This window comes from Leptospirillum ferrooxidans C2-3, assembly GCF_000284315.1.
In the GTDB taxonomy this organism is placed as follows: Bacteria; Nitrospirota; Leptospirillia; order Leptospirillales; family Leptospirillaceae; genus Leptospirillum; species Leptospirillum ferrooxidans.
Genome location: NC_017094.1, coordinates 1773791 through 1793427, shown reverse-complemented (window position 1 = coordinate 1793427; position 19637 = coordinate 1773791). Strand labels below are relative to the sequence as shown.

The window sequence follows — 19637 nt, the reverse complement described above, 5'->3', positions numbered from 1 at the left end:
TCTCCTGAAAAAATATGAAATCTTGAAGGAGTTGTGATGGCGAAAGGAAATCGAACAGCCCTTGTTACGGGGGCGACAGGTTTTGTCGGCTCGCATGTGGCAAGATTGCTGATCGAGGAAGGTTACTCGATTCGGTGTTTGATAAGAGACGGCAGTGACAAAAGGAATCTGCCGGAAGAAAGTGAGACCGTTTCCTGGGTAACGGGTGATCTTCTTGATCCGCTGTCTCTCGTTCGTGCTCTTGACGGGATGCAGGAGTTGTATCATGTAGCCGCAGATTATCGATTGTGGACCCCTCGGAAAGGTGAGATCATTCAAACCAATGTTGAGGGGACTCGAAATATGCTGGAAGCTTGCAGAATATGCCGTCCTGAAAGGATTGTCTATTGCTCGAGCGTTGCCGCACTGGGGACTCGGACGGATGGAATCCCGATCAATGAGACGATGGAAGTTGACACAAAAACGCTGATCGGGGAATATAAGCTGTCGAAGTATCTCTCAGAGCAGTTGGTATTGTCTTATGCAGGGGGGCATGATGGGGGAGTATCTCTTCCCATTGTGATCGTCAACCCCAGTGCTCCAATCGGGGAGAGAGACATCAAGCCGACTCCAACGGGCCGGATTGTTCGGGATTACATGCGCAAAATGATGAAGGCGTATGTTCGGACAGGACTCAATGTCATCCATGTTCGGGATGTGGCCAGGGGCCATCTTCTGGCAGCACAAAAGGGTATTCCCGGGCAGAAATACATTTTGGCGAATCAAAATATGCAGTTGATCGAAATATTTCATCTTTTGGCAAAAATAACGGGAGTGCCGGCTCCGAAGGCAGAGATGCCCCGGTCTCTTCTTTTTCCCGTTTCCGTGGTGTCTGAGGGGATCTCCCTCTTGACAGGCCGTGAACCGCTTGTTCCTTTTGATGCGGCTCGAATGGCCCATAAAATGATGTTTTTTTCAGGAGATAGGGCTGTTAGGGAGTTGGGCCTCGTCTTGACTCCTGTTGAAAAAGCTTTTGAAGATGCTGTCGTGTGGTTTTCAAAAGAAGAGTATATGGGAGCCGGGACCTTTCCGGGCTCAGTGGGCTGACCTGAAGTGAGTCGAAGAGCTTGTCCGTTGTCTGACAACCGTTCGAAAGTCGGCTTTTGGCAAGGGTCATTTTAACAATCAGGAGAAATTGATGGATATATTTTTACCGGAATATGCAGGAGTTTGTGTTGGTGTGAAGCTTGCAATCAAACTTGCGAACAAGTCTGCTGAAGAGTCAGTGGGCCCTGTTTTCATTCTCCATGAAATTGTTCACAATACCCATGTCGTAAAGGATTTGGCAAACCGGGGAGTGCAATCGGTCGATGCTGTCTCTGAGGTGGATCGTGGCACGCTGATCATCAGCGCACATGGTGTCGCTCCCGATGTCATCAAGGAAGCCCGGGATAAGAATCTTGAAGTGGTTGATACAACCTGTCCTCTTGTTTCAAAGATCCATCGCATCGTCCGCAATCTTGCCGACAAGAATTACACGATCCTCCTCTTGGGTGAGGAGAGTCATGATGAAGTGATGGGTGTCCAGGGTTGGGCAAAGGAACATATCCATATCTTCCACAAACCGGAAGAGATTGATCGTCTTCCTGTTGTCAGCGGCCCGGTGGCATTGGTTTCCCAGACGACTCAGAGTATCAAGTATTTTGACGAGATCCTTGCCCTCCTGACCGTCAAATATCCCCAGCTCGAGGTCCACAACACCATTTGTGATGCGACCGAAAAGCGTCAGACATCCGCTCTTGAGATTGCCGGCGACATGGATGTGATGATCACTGTCGGCTCCACGACAAGCGCCAATTCCCGCCGTCTTCAGGAGGTGTCTGCCGGTCTTTGTCCAAAATCCTACCTGGTGGACAGTGCCAAGGATATCAACCCGGAGTGGTTTAACGGAAGCGAGCGGGTCGGTGTGACTGCAGGAGCATCCACCCCGGACTGGTTGATTGAGGGTGTGATTGAACGGTTGGGCGAGATCTCGAGCGAGAGAGGCTATGCTGTTACGGTCAATCGCAGTGAGTCTGCAGAAGAAGAGTTCATCTCCACACATTAAATTTTTGTGGATAGATCTTGTTCCCTCGTGTTTTTAGAAATTATGCAAAAGACAGGATATGGGGCTGTTACCGTTCCCGGCGCTTTTTTCTGAGCCGTTCCGGAGAGTCCCCAAAAAAGAAAGGTTTCGGATGCTTAGAACATTATTTTTAAATCCTCCTTCCTTCTCGGATTTTGATGGGGGAGCGGGGGCACGATATCAGGCAACCAGAGAGGTTCGCTCATTCTGGTATCCGACTTGGCTGACCTATCCGGCAGGAATGATGCCAAACTCCCTTGTTCTGGATGCTCCTCCTATGGGGTGGGGAGTGAAGGAAACTCTGCGTTTGGCCAATGACTTCGATATGGTTATTTTATATACAAGCACCCCATCTCTGAATAACGACATTGCGACGGCAAAAGGCTTCAAGGCCATCAATCCATCAATGATTGTCGGTTTTGTCGGACCACACCCGAGTGTGTTGCCGGAGATAACGCTAAAGGCTGATAATGTGATCGATTTCGTTGTCCGGGAAGAATTTGATTATGCAATTCCGGAGATAGCGTCTGGCAAGCCTTGGGATGAGGTTCTGGGGATCAACTTTCGAAAGGATGGAAAGTTTTACGCTACCCCGGATCGAGCGGTCTTGGAAGACCTTGATGTTTTGCCGTTTGCTTCCGAAGTCTACAAGAGGGATCTGGATATTTCCCTGTATGAAATACCCTGGATGAAGCATCCTTACGTTTCCATCTATACCGGAAGGGGTTGTGGTAGCAAGTGCACATTCTGTCTTTGGCCGCAGACCTTTTCAGGGAATGTCTACCGGACCCGATCTGTGGAAAATGTCATCTCGGAAGTTGAGTACATTGTGAAAAACTTCCCGGGGATTCAGGAGCTCTTTTTTGATGATGATACTCTTACGGAATATCGGGACCGTACGCGGGAACTCTCTCATGCCCTGAAGCGATTTAACCTGTCCTGGGGATGTAACTCCAAGGCGAATGTTGATTTTGAGACCCTTAGCATCATGAAGGATTCCGGTTGTCGGGTGATGGTTGTCGGGTATGAGTCTGGTGACCAGCAAATCCTGAATAATGTCAAAAAAGGCATCCGTGTTGACCAGGCCAGGGAGTTTACGAAAAATGCCCATCAACTTGGTATGACAATTCATGGAACCTTTATTGTTGGTCTCCCAGGAGAAACTCCTGAAACAATAGAGAAAACCATTGATTTCGCTTGTGAGATGGATATAGAGACACTGCAGGTTTCTCTGGCTTCTCCCTATCCCGGAACACATTTTTTTGAGCTTGCAAGGGAAAAAGGATATATGAGCGAAATCGATATGGTGAATGGTGACGGAATTCAAAATTGCAATATCAGTTACCCGGAAATCAGTGCCAGAGAGATATTTATGGCCGTTCCAAAGTTTTACCAGCGCTTCTATTATCGTCCCAGCTATATTTTTAAAGTTCTGAAGCGAGCAATGAGGGATGGCAAGGAAGCCCGGAAAATCTTTAGGGAAGCTGTCGCTTACTTTCGCTTCCTTTCTAAAAGGAAAGCAGCTCTTAAAACTCCACCGGCCTCGGTTGCCTGAGTTATTTGCACCTGTGGTCTGACAACAGTATCTGAAACGGTTGGGCTGTGGTGCTGTCTTTCCCGCAGCGCTCAGCCCGGAGCCAAAATTGCCGCCTTTTGTTTTTGATTTTTCTCTCATCCTCCTTTCTCTCGGGGGAATAGGTCTTCTTTTCGATGGTCTGGCCTGGTGGTCAGGCCATCGTCATTTCAAGAAAAAGACTCTCTCTGATCCGTCAATATGGCCTTATGTTTTGATGATCAAGCCGGTTGCCGGTCTGGACATTGGCGCCAGAGAAAACTTCCTCTCGCTTATCCATCAGGATTATCCTCATTTCTCCATTGTTTTTGTTGTTGGTTCTATCGATGACCCCGTTCTCCCCCTCATTGAGGAATTGTGTTCTGCTTTCCCGGATTGTGTTTCCATCAAAATTGTGGATGGACCAAGAGGCACGAACCGGAAAATCAGCAATGTGTTTTTGTTCATGGAGCAGAACTTGTTTCCTGATGCGCCTTATATCCTTTTGAACGATAGTGATATCAGGGTTGGAGCGGATTATCTCCGTTCGATCATGAGGGAAGCTCTTGAAGATCCTAAAATTGGTATGGTGACATGTTTTCAGCGCGGCAACCCCACAGGTCCTGGAACAAGTCAAATGGCTTCTATCATGTTGAACACCGAAGCGATTCCTCAAGGGCTCTTGGCAGCAGCGCTTGCTCCCATCGATTTTGCATATGGCCCAACAATGCTGATGCGAAGGGAGGCACTCTTGAAAATGGGCGGTTTCGGCCCTATCCGGAATCTTTTGGCAGATGATTTTCATTTGGCGCAAGGGATCCTCAGGGAAGGTTTTAGGATTGTTTTGTCAAGATATATTGTTGACGCACAAATTCCGGACCAAAGCTGGCGCTCCTTTTGGGAGCAAGAGAGAAGGTGGGTCATTACCTATAGAAGCTGTCGTCCTCTTGGATACTCTTTTTCCATCATATTAAGGCCTTTTCCATTTCTATTCTCTTCAGGGGTATTGTTCGAATTGGCCGGTGATCCTTTTCTTTTGATCTTTTCACTGTTTTTGTGGTGTTCGCATCTGCTGATCCTCTCTGATCTATCCAAAAGATTCGTATCGCGTCCAATTGGAAAAAGACAATTACATTTGTTGTTCATTAGGGAAATCCTTTCATTGGCGCTTTATTTTGCAAGTTTTGGGCATCAGATCATCTGGCGGGGAAGGCGTTTTTCCGTTCTCAAGGGAGGGCAATTGATGGAATTTCCAAAAGGGCAGTCATAGAATCATGCTTATTCATTATAGTGAGGAAGCTATGCACGGACCGATTGCTTCTATTGGAGGGTGGACATTTTTTTCAGGATTTTTAGTGGCTTTGATTCTGGAACATATCGGTTTTATCGTTCTTTCAAAAGGAATGAGGGAATCAAGAAAAAGCTCAGGGGAATCTGCTGCGGAACGTTTCAGGGGAACGATTGTCAATCCTTGGGTATGGGCTGGAGTCTCTCTGCAGGCGATTTACTACATTATGCTATTGGGATTTCTCCAGCGTCTTCCCGTCAGTCTGGTCATCCCCATGACAGGATTCGGATATGTGTTGACCGCGATGATGGCCAGAATCTTTTTGAAAGAGCATGTCTCCTTTAATCGGTGGGTCGGAGTTCTACTCATTACTTCAGGGGTTATTCTTGTTTCGAGGAGCTAGAATCCTGAAAATATTGCCGGCAAAACATCAAAGGATAAGGGACTTTTTTCATGGAATAGATCCAGCAGATTCATTCCACGGGCTCTGATTCTCCTTGGTCGCTGCAGTACAGCCACCGGCCTTAGCCCGAATTGAGATTGTGTTTCGTTGGGTGTTGCCTCTTCCTAAAGATTGACGAATCTGATCCCAGTCATTCCAAATGCTCTTCCCGTTCCGATAGGCGATATGACGAGAAAATCCTGTTTAGGACTTTTCATGGTTCGGACTCTTTATCGTTTCGTGGTTTCAATAGAATTTTTATAAGCTATTTGCTGAAAAAAACTTGAATATTTGCCCGCGCATTCCCCTTCTTAGGCCATGGGTCAAGAGGGGGTCAAGCGGGCGGTTTTGTTTTTCTTCTTCCCGCTTTTTCAGTTGTTCCTTGGCTTTCGACATAGCGACGGACCGTTTCCAGTGTCGCTGCGCCTACACTCCCCACATAGTAGGCCCGATGCCAGAAATACGGCTTCCAGTAAAATGGCTTCAGATGGTCCGAAAAACGATTGCGAACCCGTCTGGCCGAGGCCGTTTTCAGATTGTTGATCAGTGTGGAGATGTTGAGGGCTGGGTGGATCTCCGCCAGAAGATGCACATGATCCGCTTCCCCTCCGAATTCCAGCAAGGTGCATCGCCAGTCCGACAGGATCTCGCCGAAGGCGCTCTGTAAATATTCCAGAAGATCCGGAGAGAGCACCTTGCGCCGATACTTTGTCACAAAGATAATGTGTAGCTTAAGAGAATAAACGGCATTGGAACTAGACTTGTTTGGTTGAGTTTCCATGTAAGTAAAGGTATCATGCTCTCATGCAGACCGGCAAGCGCTTCCGCGCGTATCCCACTCCCGCCCAAGAAAAGATCTTGCTTCAATGGATCGGACACCAGCGGTTCATTTACAACGCCAAGGTGTCCGAAGACCGGTATGACCGGGCCTTCGCCAAAAAAGCGGTCTCTCTTTCGGGAACGCCCGTTCCCGTCGACCAGGAGTACGCCCGGTTCATCGGACCGGAGACCTCCTGGCTCCGGGAGGTTCCCTCCCCGATCCTCCGCAACGGGGCAGTCCGGTGGAAACAAGCCTACGCCCGCTTCTTTTCCGGCCTGGCCCGGCGGCCCACGTTCAAGGTGAAGGACGGACGGCAGTCGGTCTGGATCACCTCCGAACTGTTCTCCTTCCAGACCAACGATGAAACGCAATGCGGAGAACTGATTCTGGGAACAAAGAAATTCCCGCTCGGGGTTCTGTCCTTCAAGGCCCAGACCCCGTATTCCCGTCCCGCCTCGCTTCACGTCTCGGTCGAGGCGGGGAAGTGGTTCATCTCCTTCTCCTCGGACGATGGACTCCCGGAACCGAAGGAGGAGGACACGGTCTCCTGGCTCCGGATGTTTTCGGAAGAAGAGCTTGAGGGCAAAACCCTGGGCTTCGACCGGGGCGTGACGATTCCGGTGATGGCCAGCTCCGGCCGGAGGATCGACTTTTCCGACATCCAGAAGGCCCGGATGGAGAAAAAGGAACGGACACGGAAACGCTGGCAACGAAAACTCGCCCGGCAACAAAAAGGGTCGCAGAACCGGAAGAAGACGAAACGACGCCTGGCCCGGTCCTTCGAGTATGCCAAGAACGTCCGCAAGGACGTGATCCACAAGGCCACCCGCGACCTTGTGTCCGATCCCGACCGGACCCTTTTCGTTGTTGAGGATCTCAAGGTCAAAAACATGACGAGGAGCCCTGAGCCGAAAAAGGACGAATCCGGACGGAATGTCCGGAACGGAGCCCGCGCCAAGGCCGGACTCAACTGGGCGATCCTGTCGTCCTGCTGGGGTCTGTTCGTGGTGCTCCTGTCCTACAAAGCCCGGAGATCCGGAAAGCTCGTCATCAAGGTCTCTCCTCAATTCAGTTCGCAGGAATGCGCCCGGTGCGGGCACATTCATCCGGACAACCGGCCTTCCCAGGCCGGGTTCGTCTGCCAGCGCTGTGGACTCGCGGACAACGCCGATCTCAACGCCAGCCGTGTCATCGCCAAGAGGGGCATTCGTCTTCTTCTGGAAGGGAAAGTCCCGCAGAAGACGATTCGGCGGTGCGGGATCGGAAAACTCAAAACACTAGGGCCGGAACGGTCCGAAGTCAAAGCCTCCGGAGAGGACGATAAGACGCGAAGGACCAAACGCCTTCGCGCATCCTCGGCGAAAGAGGAACTTCCGCTCGCGAGATCGGAAACCCCTCCTACAGCGCAAAGCGCTTAGGAGCGGGAGAGTTCATTAGAAAAGGGAAAGTAAACGACAGAGAAAGTGTTCATCTCTAGAAAAAGGTCTTAATGGATGGGTATTCAATTTTTTTCGATTATTTCTGGGCATATTGGGAAAGCCTCTTTCCTCTTCAGCCTGTTTCATGATCATTGAATTGTTTCTGATATGATGTGAGAAAAAATATTGAGATTCATTCTCCAAGATCCGGACCTTCCAATAAGAGCTGAGTATCGAGGGCATTAAATCGATATGCTGGAAAAATATTTATCCATTTCTGGTGCCCAATTCTTTTTCTCTTGGAAGGTTTTCATCCTGGGAGTCTTGATCAGCGCTCTTTTTTCCCCCATTGATGCTTCGGCCGTCCAAATTCTTGGTGATGAAAACCCTTATCTGAATATGGGAGCAGGTGTCTTCAATCTGGTTGGTGGAACGAGTGAACACAGGTACGGATATCCTTCGTATGATCATTCTCCGGCGGAGGGTGACGTTGAATACCAGTCAGGCAAGACCTTTTATGGAATTGGATATGCTTTGGGGTTGTTGGCTAATAGTGATGGTGCTGTTGATGGATATGGTGGTATTTATTTTAACATTGCGCTCTCTCCCCACTGGATCTTGACCCCGATGGGTGGCATCGGAGGTTATGATCAGAACAATAGCAAATTTTTGGGAAGTGTGTTTATGTTCAGGCTGGAAATGACCTTTTCTTACCAAATGGATAATGGCGACCGGATTGGTCTGAAATTCGGTCATTTGTCCAATAGTGACATTGCTCACTCCAATCCTGGAGAAAATGAAGTGTTACTCAATTATGCCGTGCCCCTGAAATTTCCTTAGACTGCTTGGGGATAGGGGATTTCCCCGAATGTTCCCAGAAAAGATCGATTTTTCAGGAATGCATACCGCTCACTAGAAATCTTTCATGCGTGCGACGATATTTTTAACGGATTTTCAGGGAGATATTCTTGATTCTTCTTTTTTTGAAGACATTACTGTTCAGGTGGTATGTTTTCTTTTTTCTGTTTCTGGGGTTTGGGTTCCTTCTCCGACAAGTAGGTACATTGGGGGCGAGTGCTCGCTTTGCCCTATCTTTTATTCTCAGTTATTTTTGTGAGTGGAGCTCATCGTTGCCAATGGGGTGGTTCCCTTTTGGCCATTACACTTACTTGCCGACAACGCATGATCGAGAAGTTTGGATTGGTCATCTTCCCTTTATGGACTTTCTTTCGTTTTCTTTTTTAATGGTCGCAAGCCTGGGTGTTGTTGTTCGTGTCTGGGGGCTTTCCATCAGAGAGGCTTTGAGTTGGCCCGTCAGGCTCGTCTGGCCTGTTTTATTTCTTGCGGATCTTCTGTTTTTTGGTATAGATATGGTGATCGATCCTGTTGCACTGAGAGGGAATCGATGGTTTCTAGGTCAAATTTATTATTACCCGGACGGTGGAAGTTACTTTGGCGTTCCCCTCGCCAATTTTTTAGGATGGGCTGTTTTGGGGGCTATGATCTTGTTTTCCTGGCGTATTGTGAGTTTTGTAATTCCTATCCACAAGCTCCCGATTCAAAAATCAGATCATTGGCTGGAAGTTGATCGGTGGGGACCCACTTTTCTCTGGTTTTCCGTTTTCCTGTTCAATCTGGGCATTGCTCTTTACTTGGGTGAATTGTTTTTGTTTTTATCCGATCTGATCGTGATTACTGTTTTGCTCAGTATCGTCTTTTTCACTAAAAATGTATTTTGGAGGCGATTCCCATTACGCTCTTCCGATAAGGTTGATCGATCCTGAGTGTCTGGATTGATGTTAGTAGCAAGTAGAGTTGTCCGGTTTTATAGCAAATGAGTTGTCCGCTTTTTTTCATTTGAAAACTCCGGGTTTCCCCGTTCTCAGACATGAGCTTCGACCGGGCGGATTCCGGTCGAAGGAGCTTTGGTTCGTGGTTCCTTTTTCGTTTTTGGAATCTCCGGTTTTTCGACAGGATAGTCGGAAAGCTTCCGGGGTCCATGAAACAGGGAGAGCGATCCGTCGGGATGCCGGTGGATCTTGACTGTGGCCCGGACGTAATGGAGCCGGTACCGGTCGGAAGGGATCTGAAGGGTCCGTCCTTCGAAAGACACGCAGTTGTCGTTGCCAACAATCCGTTCGTGGTGCTCACAGAGGATCTCGTCTATAGAGTCTCCGGTCCAGGGAACGAAGGCCGATCCTTCCTCCGGGGCCCGATGGGAAAATTCGGTATTGAAGGCTGGAAGATAGACGTCGGACAGATAGCGGTTGGCCGCTTCCATCGTCGTGATTCCCGCCAGGGCGAGCTCTTTGGGAAGACGCTCCTGATGGGTCCGGAAAGCCCGTTCACTGCGTCCCCGCGCTTCGGGGGAGTAGGCGGCAATCATTTCGATGCCCAGCTGTTTCATCGCCCGTCCAAACTGGGTGAGGTTCTTCTTGTCCACCTTCCCTCCCGCTTCCGGCGTGACCCAGTAGTGGCTGCCCCGGTCTGTGTACAGGGAGGAAGGAAGCCCTTTTTTCCCGATCACCTCCCGTATCCCCTGAAGACTGGATGCGGTTCCCTCCTCCTCCACAAAGAACATGCTGTAATGCTCATTGGTCGCATCATCCATCGTCACCACCAGATCCCAGATCTGTCCGGACACCCAGGGATGACTGCTGGCATCCTGATGGATCATCATCCCTTCCCAGGCCGCACGTTCCCGTCTCTTCCGGTGCTTCCCCTTGCCAGGAGCTTTCCGGACCGCTCCGTTCTCCTGAAGCGTCTTCTTGACCCAGGTATAGCTCCGTTTCCCGCCTTCTTTCCGGTACCAGAAGTGAAAGTGTTTCACGTTCCAGCCATCATGCCGGCTCCGGTACTTTTCGACCAGTCCCAGGGCTTCATCGACCGGGGCCCGTCTCGATGAGGCCTGGGTGAGTCGTTTGTCCAGAATCCCCTGGATCCCTTCCTCCTCGACTCGCCGGACATATCTCCGGAAGGTCCTTTCACTCATCCCGAGAATCCGGCCGGCCTCTTCCTGAGTGAGGCATCCTTTCTTCCATTCATTCCAGGTGTCTTCAAAACGCATCTTCCGGATCTCCTGTAGCACATTTGTTCGGTCCATTCTGGCTCCTCCTCGGACCCATTATGGAACCGGACAAGTCTTGCGCTACAAAACCGGACAGATTATGTGCTCCCTACACTGAGTGTCTGGATTGATTGACCTTCCTTCAAGCCAACCCTATAATCTTTTCATGAGCGAACATAACCCAAAAGAGAGTTGTCGACCAGGACCGAACCATTTGCTGAGCCCTGTTTCTGCAGATTTGTCGGGAAAGGGGTGGGGCGTCCTGATTGTTGCCCATGGAAGTCCTGAAGAGAAGGGCAATATTCATTTTCGCCAAACTTTTTCCATGCTCAAAAAAATGCTTCCCGGGGTCGATCTGAAGCAGGGGTTCATCGAGCATGCGGCCCCTTCTGTATTGGATTCCATCCGGGAATTTCCCTCGAACGTGGAGGGGATTGCGATGGTTCCATACCTCCTTTTTGACGCAGGTCATTCCAAAAGTGATGTCCCTTCCTATATTTCTGAAGCCAGAAATCTTTTTCCGGAGTTGCGGGTCATTCGTGAGTGGGCTTTGGGCATAGACCAGGTCCTTGTCGATATTCTTCTGGATATTCTTCCCCCTGCAGACAAAGACAAGAAAGAGGCTCTTGTTCTTATAGGGCGAGGAAGCCTGGATCCGAATGCAAATGCTTCCTTGTACTATCAAGCCCGTCGTTTATGGGAGCGCAGGAGGGGAGGAGATCCAAAAGTCACCTTCATCGGAGTGACAGAGCCCAGATTTGCTTCGGTCATGGCCGAATTGAAGCCGGATTTCGACCGATTGCTAATTGTTCCCGTATTTTTATTTGAGGGCGTTCTGATGGACAGGATTCGACATCAGGCCAGTCAGTTCCAGGAGAGAACCGGATATGATGGCGAGATCCTGATAACCCCGGCTTTTGGAGATCATCCGCTTCTTCTCGCCCACATGGCTAAAAAGATCACCCGTCTGCTTTATCTTGGACGGACTCCAATGCCAAGATGGCCTGTTGTGCGATTTGAGTCTCTGGAGGGTAGTGGTTCATAGAAGTTTTGCCAATAATGAATGGTATCCCAATCAGTATCAAGACCGAGAGGAAAAAAATGCGCCCTTCCGTTAAAAATGATCTCTTTTTAAAAGCATGTCGAGGGGAGGCCACTTCCCGTCCACCCATCTGGATCATGAGACAGGCCGGGCGTTATATGCCGGAATATCAGGCTCTTCGAAAAAATACAACTTTCCTTAATCTCTGCAAGACCCCTGATCTTGCCGCTTCGGCAACGCTTCTTCCCGTCGATATGCTTGGAATCGATGTGGCCATTATTTTCTCGGATATCCTGGTTCCGGTTGAGGCAATGGGACTTGAGTTGATCTTTTCCGAAAAGAAAGGACCTTCTTTTCCATCTCCCGTTCGAACCCGCAAAGATGTTGAAGCCCTTTGCACACCTGATCCACTTGAGAAAACGGGTTTTGTTGCACAGGCAATCAAGGAGTCCAATCGACGAATTGATGGGCGAATTCCATTGATCGGTTTTTCCGGATCACCTTTTACGCTGGCGACCTATATGGTTGAGGGGGAGATCTCAAAGGATTTCAGCCGGGTGAAGAAAATGATGTTCCAAGATCCTGATACCCTGCACCTTCTTCTTGAGCGCGCAACAAAAACCGTTATTGATTATCTGAAAATGCAGGTGGATGCCGGAATCCATGCTTATCAGCTTTTTGATACTTGGGCAGGATCGCTGAATCCTGTTCACTATCGCGAGTTTGCCCTTCCCTATACGAAAAAAATTGTGGAAGCCCTTTCTCGGGAAGGGGTTCCTTCACTTTTGTATGTCAATGGAAGCTGTGCACTTCTTCCGGACATGATTCAAGCGGGTACGGATGTGATATCGGTGGATTGGAGAGTCTCTTTGCCAATGGTGCGAAATATTATTCCGGAGGGGAAAGGCATTCAGGGGAATCTTGACCCTGTCAGTCTTCTGGGAACATCTGAAGCATTGAAGAAGGAGGTCCACAGAATCCTTGCCGAAATGAAAGGACGAAAAGGGTATATCTTTAACCTGGGCCATGGGATCCTTCCGGAAACATCTGTTTCTATGGCTCAGTATTTGGTAAAACTGGTTCAGGAATCCTAAAGAAAAAAAGATCCTGCCCTTCCTGTTTGATTGGGTAGCCTGATTTTGATGAGGACAAGAATGACTCCGAATATGATGGCCGGCACGCAGGTTAGCCGCGAACTTTTAAAAAAATATGATGTGGCTGGTCCACGCTATACCAGTTATCCGACAGCCCCTGTCTGGACAACGGATTTTACAGCTGAAAATTATAGGGATGCCATTAATAGGGGGCAGTCCAAAAAACCAGATAAACCTCTGTCACTCTATTTTCACCTTCCGTTTTGTGACAGCCTTTGCTATTTTTGTGGATGCAGTGTCATTATTTCGAGAGATCGAGGAAAGACGGCTGACTATATTGATCTTCTGGCAACAGAAATGGCTCTTGTCGGTCCTTTATATTCCAAAAAACGCAAAGTGGTTCAGCTACATTTTGGAGGTGGATCCCCTTCCAATCTGACCCCCCCTCAAAATCGGTTGCTTTTTTCTCACATCAATAAATGGTTCAATGTGGATTATTCTCAAGGGGAAATCTCTGTTGAGATTGATCCAAGACACGCATCTAATGATTATCTGGCTTCAATTCGCGATCTTGGTGTCAACCGGATCAGTATGGGTGTTCAGGATTTTGATCCCAAGGTTCAAGCAGCCGTCAACCGGATTCAGCCCGTAGCTTTGACAGAGGGTGTTTTTAATGAGTGCCGCAAGCTCAATTTTAATGGAATCAATATTGATCTGATCTATGGGTTGCCATTTCAGACGGTTGAAGGGTTTGCCCAGACGCTTGATCAAGTCATCCGCATGTCTCCGGACAGGATAGCTGTTTTCAATTATGCGCATGTTCCGTGGTTGAAGAAACACATGGTATTGATCAAGGAGAAAGACCTTCCTTCTCCAGAGGTCAAGTTTGCATTGATGTCGATGATTTTGGATCGCCTCACCGGTGCTGGCTACGTTGTTATCGGAATGGATCATTTTGCCAAGCCAGATGATGAATTGACCAAAGCCCAAAAAGAGCACTCTCTCTATCGAAACTTTCAGGGATATACGACCAAGGCAGAAGCGGATCTGGTCGGAATGGGAGTCACTGCAATCAGCATGGTGGGGGATGTTTACTCCCAGAACCTGAAAAGTCTTCCGGACTATCAGAAGGCTGTTATGGCCGGGGATCTTCCTGTTCATCGGGGATATAAGCTTTCTCTCGATGATGAGATGCGCCGTCTGGTCATTACTCGAATCATGTGTGACCTTGAGATCAACCGTCAGAATGTCCTAGATCCTTTTGGAAAGAACTTCGATCAAGTCTTCACAAAAGAAATTGAGGAGCTAGACAGGTTCCAGCAGGATGGTCTTTTAATCATTACTCCTGAAAAAATCACCCTGACAACAACAGGGAGAATTTTTATGCGAAATATTGCAATGACATTTGACCGTTATCTTAATGTTTCTGCAAAAGGGCCTCTTTTTTCGCGAACGCTTTGATTGCAATCTGAAGAGCTGTTTGATTGGGGTAGATCATGGAGGGGGACTCCCTCTCCCTTCTTGCTCTATTTTGCTTTCCCCGCAAGAACGTTTCCAAAAGTGAGGGGTTGCCATCCCGATTGATGCCGATAACCGCCAAAATTGGCTGCAAGACGGGTTATCTTCGTTAGAAGCAGCCCACCTCCTTGAAATTCATGGCCCGAATCTTACTGCCGATTTTTCCCAGCCACTCTTCTCCCGTATTTTTTCTAAACTCTGGTCACCCGTTCCCTGGATGCTTGAACTTGCGGTTATTCTGGAGTTTTTCCTGGAAAGGTATCTGGAAGGATTTATTATTCTTGTCCTTCTACTTTTCAATGCTATTCTTGGGTTCTTTGAGGAAACGCAAGCACAGAAAACACTCGCTGCACTCCAGTCAAAACTTGCGGTCAATGCATCGGTCTTTCGAGATCACAGCTGGAGCATAGTATCCGCATCCATCCTTGTTCCTGGAGATATTGTCCGGATCACGATGGGTTCAGTTGTTCCCGCAGATATTGTATTGCTTGAAGGGCAGCTCCTTCTCGATGTTTCTCTCTTAACTGGAGAATCTGTTCCCAAAGAGGTGGGAACAGGAGAGAGCGGTTACTCCGGATCTCTTGTTCGTCGTGGTGAAGCTCTTGCAAAAGTCATGAGTACAGGTGTTCATACCCGCTTTGGAAAAACGATTCAGCTCGTCAAGACAGCCTATGTGGAAAGTACTGAGCAAAAAGCGATATTGCAGGTTGTCAGAAATTTGACCTTTGTGAATGGAGCCATTTTTTTCTTTGTGATGGGGGCCGATCATTCGATTCCGGTAACCGAAGTGCTTCCACTTCTTTTGACAATCCTTCTCGCTTCCATTCCGGTCGCGTTGCCAGCAACTTTTACTTTGGCGGCGTCTTTTGGTGCGAGACTTCTCGCCGGAAAAGGAGCCCTTTTAACCAGACTCTCCTCTTTGGAGGAAGCTGCTACTATGGATATTCTGTGTGCTGATAAAACAGGGACGTTAACAAAAAATGAGCTGAAGCTCATTGCTGTTGTTCCATTTGGAAAAGCATCCGGGGACGATGTTCTCAAAATGGCAGCCATGGCCAGTAACGATGGAGGGCAGGATCCGGTCGATCTTGCTATTTGTAACGAAGCAGCGCGCCTCAATATCCATATGGATCGATCAAGGTTGACACAGTTTGTTCCGTTTGATCCTCAGACAAAGACCGCCAAGGCGATCTGGACTGACGAGTCCGGAGAGGTTATCTCCATCGAAAAAGGAGCTGTCCGGGCAATCTTGAACGAATGCGCTTTTTCTGAAGATGCTCTGATAAAGGCTGAGAAATGGCAGTCAGAAGGCTTCAGGGTTCTGGCGGTATCCATGGAGAAGTTAGGTTTGTCATCAGTTGAGGGGCTGGTCGTATTGACCGACCCTGCGAGAGATGATTCCTCAAAATTGATTCAGGAGCTCTCTCTTTTAGGTATACGGACGGTCCTTGTAACGGGTGATGCTCCAAAAACCGCATTGCATCTTGCCAGGGAGGTTGGTATTTCCGGGGAACTTTACCCCCGTCAGACGATTTCTGAAAATGACTCACCTGGCTCCTACGGAGTTTTTGCGGGGGTCTTGCCGGAGGACAAGTTTAACCTTGTGAAAGTTTTTCAGAAAGCCGGCCATATTGTGGGAATGTGTGGAGATGGCGCCAATGACGCACCTGCTCTCAGCCAGTCCCAGATGGGCATATCTGTGTTGACCGCGACCGATGTTGCGAAGTCTGCTGCGGGAATCGTCTTGACCCGGCCCGGTCTTGAGGGAATTGTTGAAACGGTGTTGGAAGGGAGAAGGATTTTCCAGAGGATTCAGACGTATACGCTGAACTCTATTGTTAAAAAGGTTGTGACGGTGTTGTTTCTTGCAATAGGTCTGCTTGTGACCCATCACGCAGTCCTTACCCCGCTTCTGATGGTCATTATTTTACTGACAGGAGACTTCCTCACGATGTCCCTGAGTACGGATAATGTAGAAGGATCAAAACGACCCAATGTCTGGAATGTACAGGGTTTGACCATTACGGGGGGGATTCTGTCATTTATCTTTTTGACTTTTTCAACGACCATCCTTTTTCTCGGGGTGAAAGCTTTTCATTTGTCTCTTGGAAGCATTCGTTCGCTTGCATTTTTAACGCTTGTTATTGGGAATCAGGCCACTATCTATGCTATCAGGGAAAGGGGACCTTCCGGAAACTCTCTTCCTGGAAGATGGCTTATTCTTTCTTCTGTTGTTGATGTATTGATCGCGCTGGTTCTGGCCCATTTTGGCGTTTTGATGAAACCTCTTTCGAATCAGATTGTATTTGTAGTGTTTTTAGGGGCATTTCTATATATGATCATTTTGTACAGATTGAAAATCGTTATTTTTAATAGGTTTTTGATGCAGTGATCTTTTCCTGAAAGTTTTGGATTCTTTGGCTCTTGCCAAGAGCCATTTTTCAAGCTAGAATTGGCGGGTTGAAAGAGTGAAATCTCTCAAATCCTTATGGGGCTGTGGCGCAGTTGGGAGCGCGCAAGACTGGCAGTCTTGAGGTCAGGGGTTCGATCCCCCTCAGCTCCACCATGTTTTACTTCAGAATGTTTTTATCCTCCATCGATTTCCAATTGAATATTCTTCGTTACTCGGGATGGAATATTTGAAAAAAGTTTTTTTTAACTATCCCCCTCCCATGATTTTCTGCTAACTCAATTTTTATTTTTAATTTCAAGCACAGACCTTTTTCCAGTAGGTTTTTTAACCTTATCACATGGTTTGTTCGCTGGTATCTCCTCAAAAGCTGAAAATATCCGTATGTTTTCTGTTTTATTTTAAATATTTAAATGAAATATGACGCTAAGATTTATTTTGCTAAAGGATGCATGCCCTCCCCACACCACAGTGAAATTGCTTCTGCTTTGTCGGCCATTCGTTACGATTCCATTCCGATCATTATTTTAATGAGACCCTCCTGCCTAAAATCCGCCATAGGTCTTTGGGATTGTTAAAGTGATTCTCCCGCGTAGAATATATCGTTTAAGTATCAATAGAATAATAAATAAACAGCATGGATGAGAATGAAGTTAGATGTTTGTTTTTGGCATTCTTCTCTTGGTATTGATCTGGAATACATTTTCGTCGCAAAGCATGAATGTGCGAATACTGTTCTGTTGGGAGTGTTTGTGTAATCTCTTTTTTTGTCTGGATTTTGTGCGATACCTAAGTGTCCGCTCTTTTGTAAAATGCTTTGAAGACCTTTACTATTGCATTATTTTTCATAATGCGCTAAAAATACAATGCGTGCGAATTGGCAACGTTTTGGGTATGGCGGATCACGGGAGTAGGGTATTCAAAAGATGTGTTCTGGTGCTTTCTGAATATTCTCAAAGATGTTTGATCTGTTATTATGTGCGAAAAATTGAGTTTCTGGAAGGTTATCCCTGAAAAGAATCAATCCTAAAAATATGCTCTCCAGACTTGTTGACTGATTTCGCCAATGAGATATTCCGAAGATGTCTTCGCAATGTGGTCGCATCCTGCTCCGCAAGCGGCAAACTTGAAGTTTTCGCCCCAATCTCCAGGAAGACCAGTCTGCTCTATCCCTTCCTATTTTTTGGTCGAATGGGATGGCCTGAAAGGGTTTAAATCCTTTTATAAAAAGGAGAGAGGCGCGATGCGTTTGCGATTCGTGCTGAGATTTAAATCGGTCAAATCAACATCCGACTCGTTTCTATTGTTTCGCAATAGGGCGAAACAATGAATGAATCGAGAATCGGGATGCATGATTGTTTTCCGGCATGGATAACAATCATCCCAACTTTACAAAGGAGTAAAGCGGTATGTCGTCCTATCAGAAGTTGATCCCCCCAAAAAATGGTCAAAAGATTGAAATGAAAGATGGAAAGCTGGTTGTTCCTGACAATCCGATCGTTCCCTTTATTGCAGGCGATGGAACTGGGCAGGATATCTGGAATGCTTCCGTTCGCGTTTTTGATGCTGCAGTGAAGAAAGCATTTGGCGGAAAGAAAAAAGTCGAGTGGTTTGAGGTGTACGCCGGTGAAAAAGCCAATGAAGTATACGGACCCAATACATGGCTTCCGGAAGATACCCTTGCAGCTAACCGTGAGTTTAAGATGTCCATCAAGGGGCCTTTGACAACACCTGTAGGCGGCGGTATTCGTTCGATCAATGTGGCACTTCGACAGGAACTTGATCTCTATGCATGTGTCCGACCTGTTTCCTGGTTCGGGTCACCTAGCCCGGTGAAACATCCTGAGCTCGTCGACATGGTTATTTTTCGTGAAAACACGGAAGATATCTATGCTGGCATAGAGTGGGCAACTGGAGATCCTGTCATTCAGGAGCTTTATAAAGTTTTTGAAAAAGCTGGTGTCATGAAGAAAATCCGTTTTCCAAAAACAGCCAGCATCGGGATTAAACCCGTTTCGGAAGAAGGAACAAAACGTCTTGTGCGTGCTGCTATCCGTTTTGCTCTTGCCAATAACCGCAAAAGTGTGACCCTTGTCCATAAGGGGAATATCATGAAGTTTACGGAAGGCTATTTCCGTAAATGGGGATATGAAGTTGCAAAGGATGAGTTCGGAGATAAAACAGTCAGTTGGGATGATTGTGGTGGAAATGCTCCGGCTGGAAAGCTCCTGATCAAGGATGAGATTGCTGATGCTTTTCTTCAGAAAATTCTTCTCCGCGCCAATGAGTATGATGTTATCGCAACACTGAATCTGAATGGAGATTATCTCTCTGATGCGCTTGCTGCCCAAGTGGGAGGTATCGGCATTGCTCCTGGTGCAAATATCAATTACGAAACCGGCGCAGCCGTATTTGAGGCAACCCATGGAACTGCCCCGAAGTATGCAAACCAGGACAAGGTTAATCCAGGTGCGGTGATTCTGTCTGGTGAGATGATGTTCCGTTACATGGGCTGGAATGAAGTGGCTGACCTGATTCTCAAGGGTCTCCGTGGGGCTGTTCACAACAAGCGGGTGACTTATGATTTTGCTCGCCAGCTTGAAGGCTCCACAGAGCTTAAATGCTCAGAATTTGGAGATGAGATCATCCGGAATATGTGATCGATTTGACCTTTGTTTCCGCTGTTATGGAAAAGAGGAAGCGAAACGCTTCCTCTTTTCTTAAAGATATTGACATGGTGCTGGTATCGTTTTATGATCGAAAGTGCAAGGTGGACTGATTTGAGGTCTGTTGCAACCACCTAAAAAAAGTGCTAAAAGTCCAGGTATTTACGCTTGATTCCATGTAAACCCTGTGCTCGTGCACCGGGTTTTTTTTTGGCT

General features: G+C 47.7%; 15 protein-coding genes and 1 tRNA gene. 14 read left to right on the top strand and 2 right to left on the bottom strand.

Translation table 11 applies throughout. The annotated features are described in order from the left end of the window. Window positions 1–36 precede the first annotated feature (36 nt). From hpnA to LFE_RS09060, 5 genes are all read left to right on the top strand, one after another. A complete protein-coding gene (hpnA, locus tag LFE_RS09080; protein ID WP_014449922.1) occupies window positions 37–1086 on the top strand; it encodes a hopanoid-associated sugar epimerase in 1050 nt (349 codons plus the stop codon). A gap of 91 nt (window positions 1087–1177) precedes the next feature. Continuing rightward, entirely contained in the window at window positions 1178–2086 is a 909-nt protein-coding gene (gene ispH / locus LFE_RS09075) for a 4-hydroxy-3-methylbut-2-enyl diphosphate reductase (RefSeq protein ID WP_014449921.1), read from the top strand. A gap of 130 nt (window positions 2087–2216) precedes the next feature. Continuing rightward, on the top strand, window positions 2217–3659 hold the full coding sequence (gene hpnJ / locus LFE_RS09070; RefSeq protein ID WP_014449920.1) for a hopanoid biosynthesis associated radical SAM protein HpnJ: 1443 nt from the start codon (window positions 2217–2219) through the stop codon (window positions 3657–3659). Window positions 3660–3747: 88 nt separating this feature from the next. Beyond that, window positions 3748–4926, top strand: a complete 1179-nt coding sequence (locus tag LFE_RS09065) for a glycosyltransferase (protein ID WP_041774304.1) — start codon at window positions 3748–3750, stop codon at window positions 4924–4926. Between the two features lie 31 nt (window positions 4927–4957). Then, window positions 4958–5347 (top strand): EamA family transporter, encoded by a 390-nt coding sequence (locus tag LFE_RS09060; protein ID WP_014449919.1) that lies wholly within the window; start codon window positions 4958–4960, stop codon window positions 5345–5347. Window positions 5348–5720: 373 nt separating this feature from the next. Here LFE_RS09060 and tnpA read toward each other — a convergent pair whose 3' ends face one another. Further along, a complete protein-coding gene (tnpA, locus tag LFE_RS09055; RefSeq protein ID WP_014449918.1) occupies window positions 5721–6167 on the bottom strand; it encodes an IS200/IS605 family transposase in 447 nt (148 codons plus the stop codon). Window positions 6168–6190: 23 nt separating this feature from the next. Here tnpA and LFE_RS09050 point away from each other — a divergent pair, with 23 nt between their 5' ends. From LFE_RS09050 to LFE_RS09035, 3 genes are all read left to right on the top strand, one after another. After that, a complete protein-coding gene (locus LFE_RS09050; RefSeq protein ID WP_014449917.1) occupies window positions 6191–7624 on the top strand; it encodes an RNA-guided endonuclease InsQ/TnpB family protein in 1434 nt (477 codons plus the stop codon). 324 nt (window positions 7625–7948) lie between these two features. Next, entirely contained in the window at window positions 7949–8464 is a 516-nt protein-coding gene (locus LFE_RS09040; protein WP_198408000.1) for an acyloxyacyl hydrolase, read from the top strand. A 128-nt stretch (window positions 8465–8592) separates the two neighbouring features. Continuing rightward, window positions 8593–9408: a carotenoid biosynthesis protein gene (locus tag LFE_RS09035; protein ID WP_320409189.1), complete on the top strand. Its 816-nt coding sequence runs from the start codon at window positions 8593–8595 to the stop codon at window positions 9406–9408. Window positions 9409–9506: 98 nt separating this feature from the next. Here LFE_RS09035 and LFE_RS09030 read toward each other — a convergent pair whose 3' ends face one another. Further along, window positions 9507–10727, bottom strand: a complete 1221-nt coding sequence (locus tag LFE_RS09030) for an ISNCY family transposase (RefSeq protein WP_014448322.1) — start codon at window positions 10725–10727, stop codon at window positions 9507–9509. 91 nt (window positions 10728–10818) lie between these two features. Here LFE_RS09030 and LFE_RS09025 point away from each other — a divergent pair, with 91 nt between their 5' ends. The 6 genes from LFE_RS09025 to icd all read left to right on the top strand — a co-directional run bounded on the left by LFE_RS09025 (window position 10819) and on the right by icd (window position 19415). Beyond that, a complete protein-coding gene (locus LFE_RS09025) occupies window positions 10819–11736 on the top strand; it encodes a sirohydrochlorin chelatase (RefSeq protein WP_232502518.1) in 918 nt (305 codons plus the stop codon). A 56-nt stretch (window positions 11737–11792) separates the two neighbouring features. After that, on the top strand, window positions 11793–12827 hold the full coding sequence (gene hemE / locus LFE_RS09020) for a uroporphyrinogen decarboxylase (RefSeq protein ID WP_041774978.1): 1035 nt from the start codon (window positions 11793–11795) through the stop codon (window positions 12825–12827). 60 nt (window positions 12828–12887) lie between these two features. Beyond that, window positions 12888–14288, top strand: coding sequence for an oxygen-independent coproporphyrinogen III oxidase (gene hemN / locus LFE_RS09015; protein ID WP_014449912.1), 1401 nt, complete (start codon window positions 12888–12890; stop codon window positions 14286–14288). 112 nt (window positions 14289–14400) lie between these two features. Continuing rightward, on the top strand, window positions 14401–16737 hold the full coding sequence (locus LFE_RS09005; protein ID WP_081495405.1) for an HAD-IC family P-type ATPase: 2337 nt from the start codon (window positions 14401–14403) through the stop codon (window positions 16735–16737). Between the two features lie 98 nt (window positions 16738–16835). Next, window positions 16836–16911: transfer RNA gene (locus tag LFE_RS09000), tRNA-Ala, on the top strand. Between the two features lie 1253 nt (window positions 16912–18164). Continuing rightward, window positions 18165–19415: an NADP-dependent isocitrate dehydrogenase gene (gene icd / locus LFE_RS08995; RefSeq protein ID WP_014449910.1), complete on the top strand. Its 1251-nt coding sequence runs from the start codon at window positions 18165–18167 to the stop codon at window positions 19413–19415. Window positions 19416–19637: the final 222 nt, after the last annotated feature.

What these genes read in the sequence shown, in the direction of transcription:
- icd (WP_014449910.1), top strand. Translation starts at nt 18,165, where the DNA reads ATGTCGTCCTATCAGAAGTTGATCCCCCCAAAAAATGGTCAAAAGATT.
- hpnJ (WP_014449920.1), top strand. Translation starts at nt 2,217, where the DNA reads ATGCTTAGAACATTATTTTTAAATCCTCCTTCCTTCTCGGATTTTGAT.
- LFE_RS09050 (WP_014449917.1), top strand. Translation starts at nt 6,191, where the DNA reads ATGCAGACCGGCAAGCGCTTCCGCGCGTATCCCACTCCCGCCCAAGAA.
- LFE_RS09030 (WP_014448322.1), bottom strand. Translation starts at nt 10,727, where the DNA reads ATGGACCGAACAAATGTGCTACAGGAGATCCGGAAGATGCGTTTTGAA.
- ispH (WP_014449921.1), top strand. Translation starts at nt 1,178, where the DNA reads ATGGATATATTTTTACCGGAATATGCAGGAGTTTGTGTTGGTGTGAAG.
- LFE_RS09060 (WP_014449919.1), top strand. Translation starts at nt 4,958, where the DNA reads ATGCACGGACCGATTGCTTCTATTGGAGGGTGGACATTTTTTTCAGGA.
- hpnA (WP_014449922.1), top strand. Translation starts at nt 37, where the DNA reads ATGGCGAAAGGAAATCGAACAGCCCTTGTTACGGGGGCGACAGGTTTT.
- hemE (WP_041774978.1), top strand. Translation starts at nt 11,793, where the DNA reads ATGCGCCCTTCCGTTAAAAATGATCTCTTTTTAAAAGCATGTCGAGGG.
- hemN (WP_014449912.1), top strand. Translation starts at nt 12,888, where the DNA reads ATGACTCCGAATATGATGGCCGGCACGCAGGTTAGCCGCGAACTTTTA.
- tnpA (WP_014449918.1), bottom strand. Translation starts at nt 6,167, where the DNA reads ATGGAAACTCAACCAAACAAGTCTAGTTCCAATGCCGTTTATTCTCTT.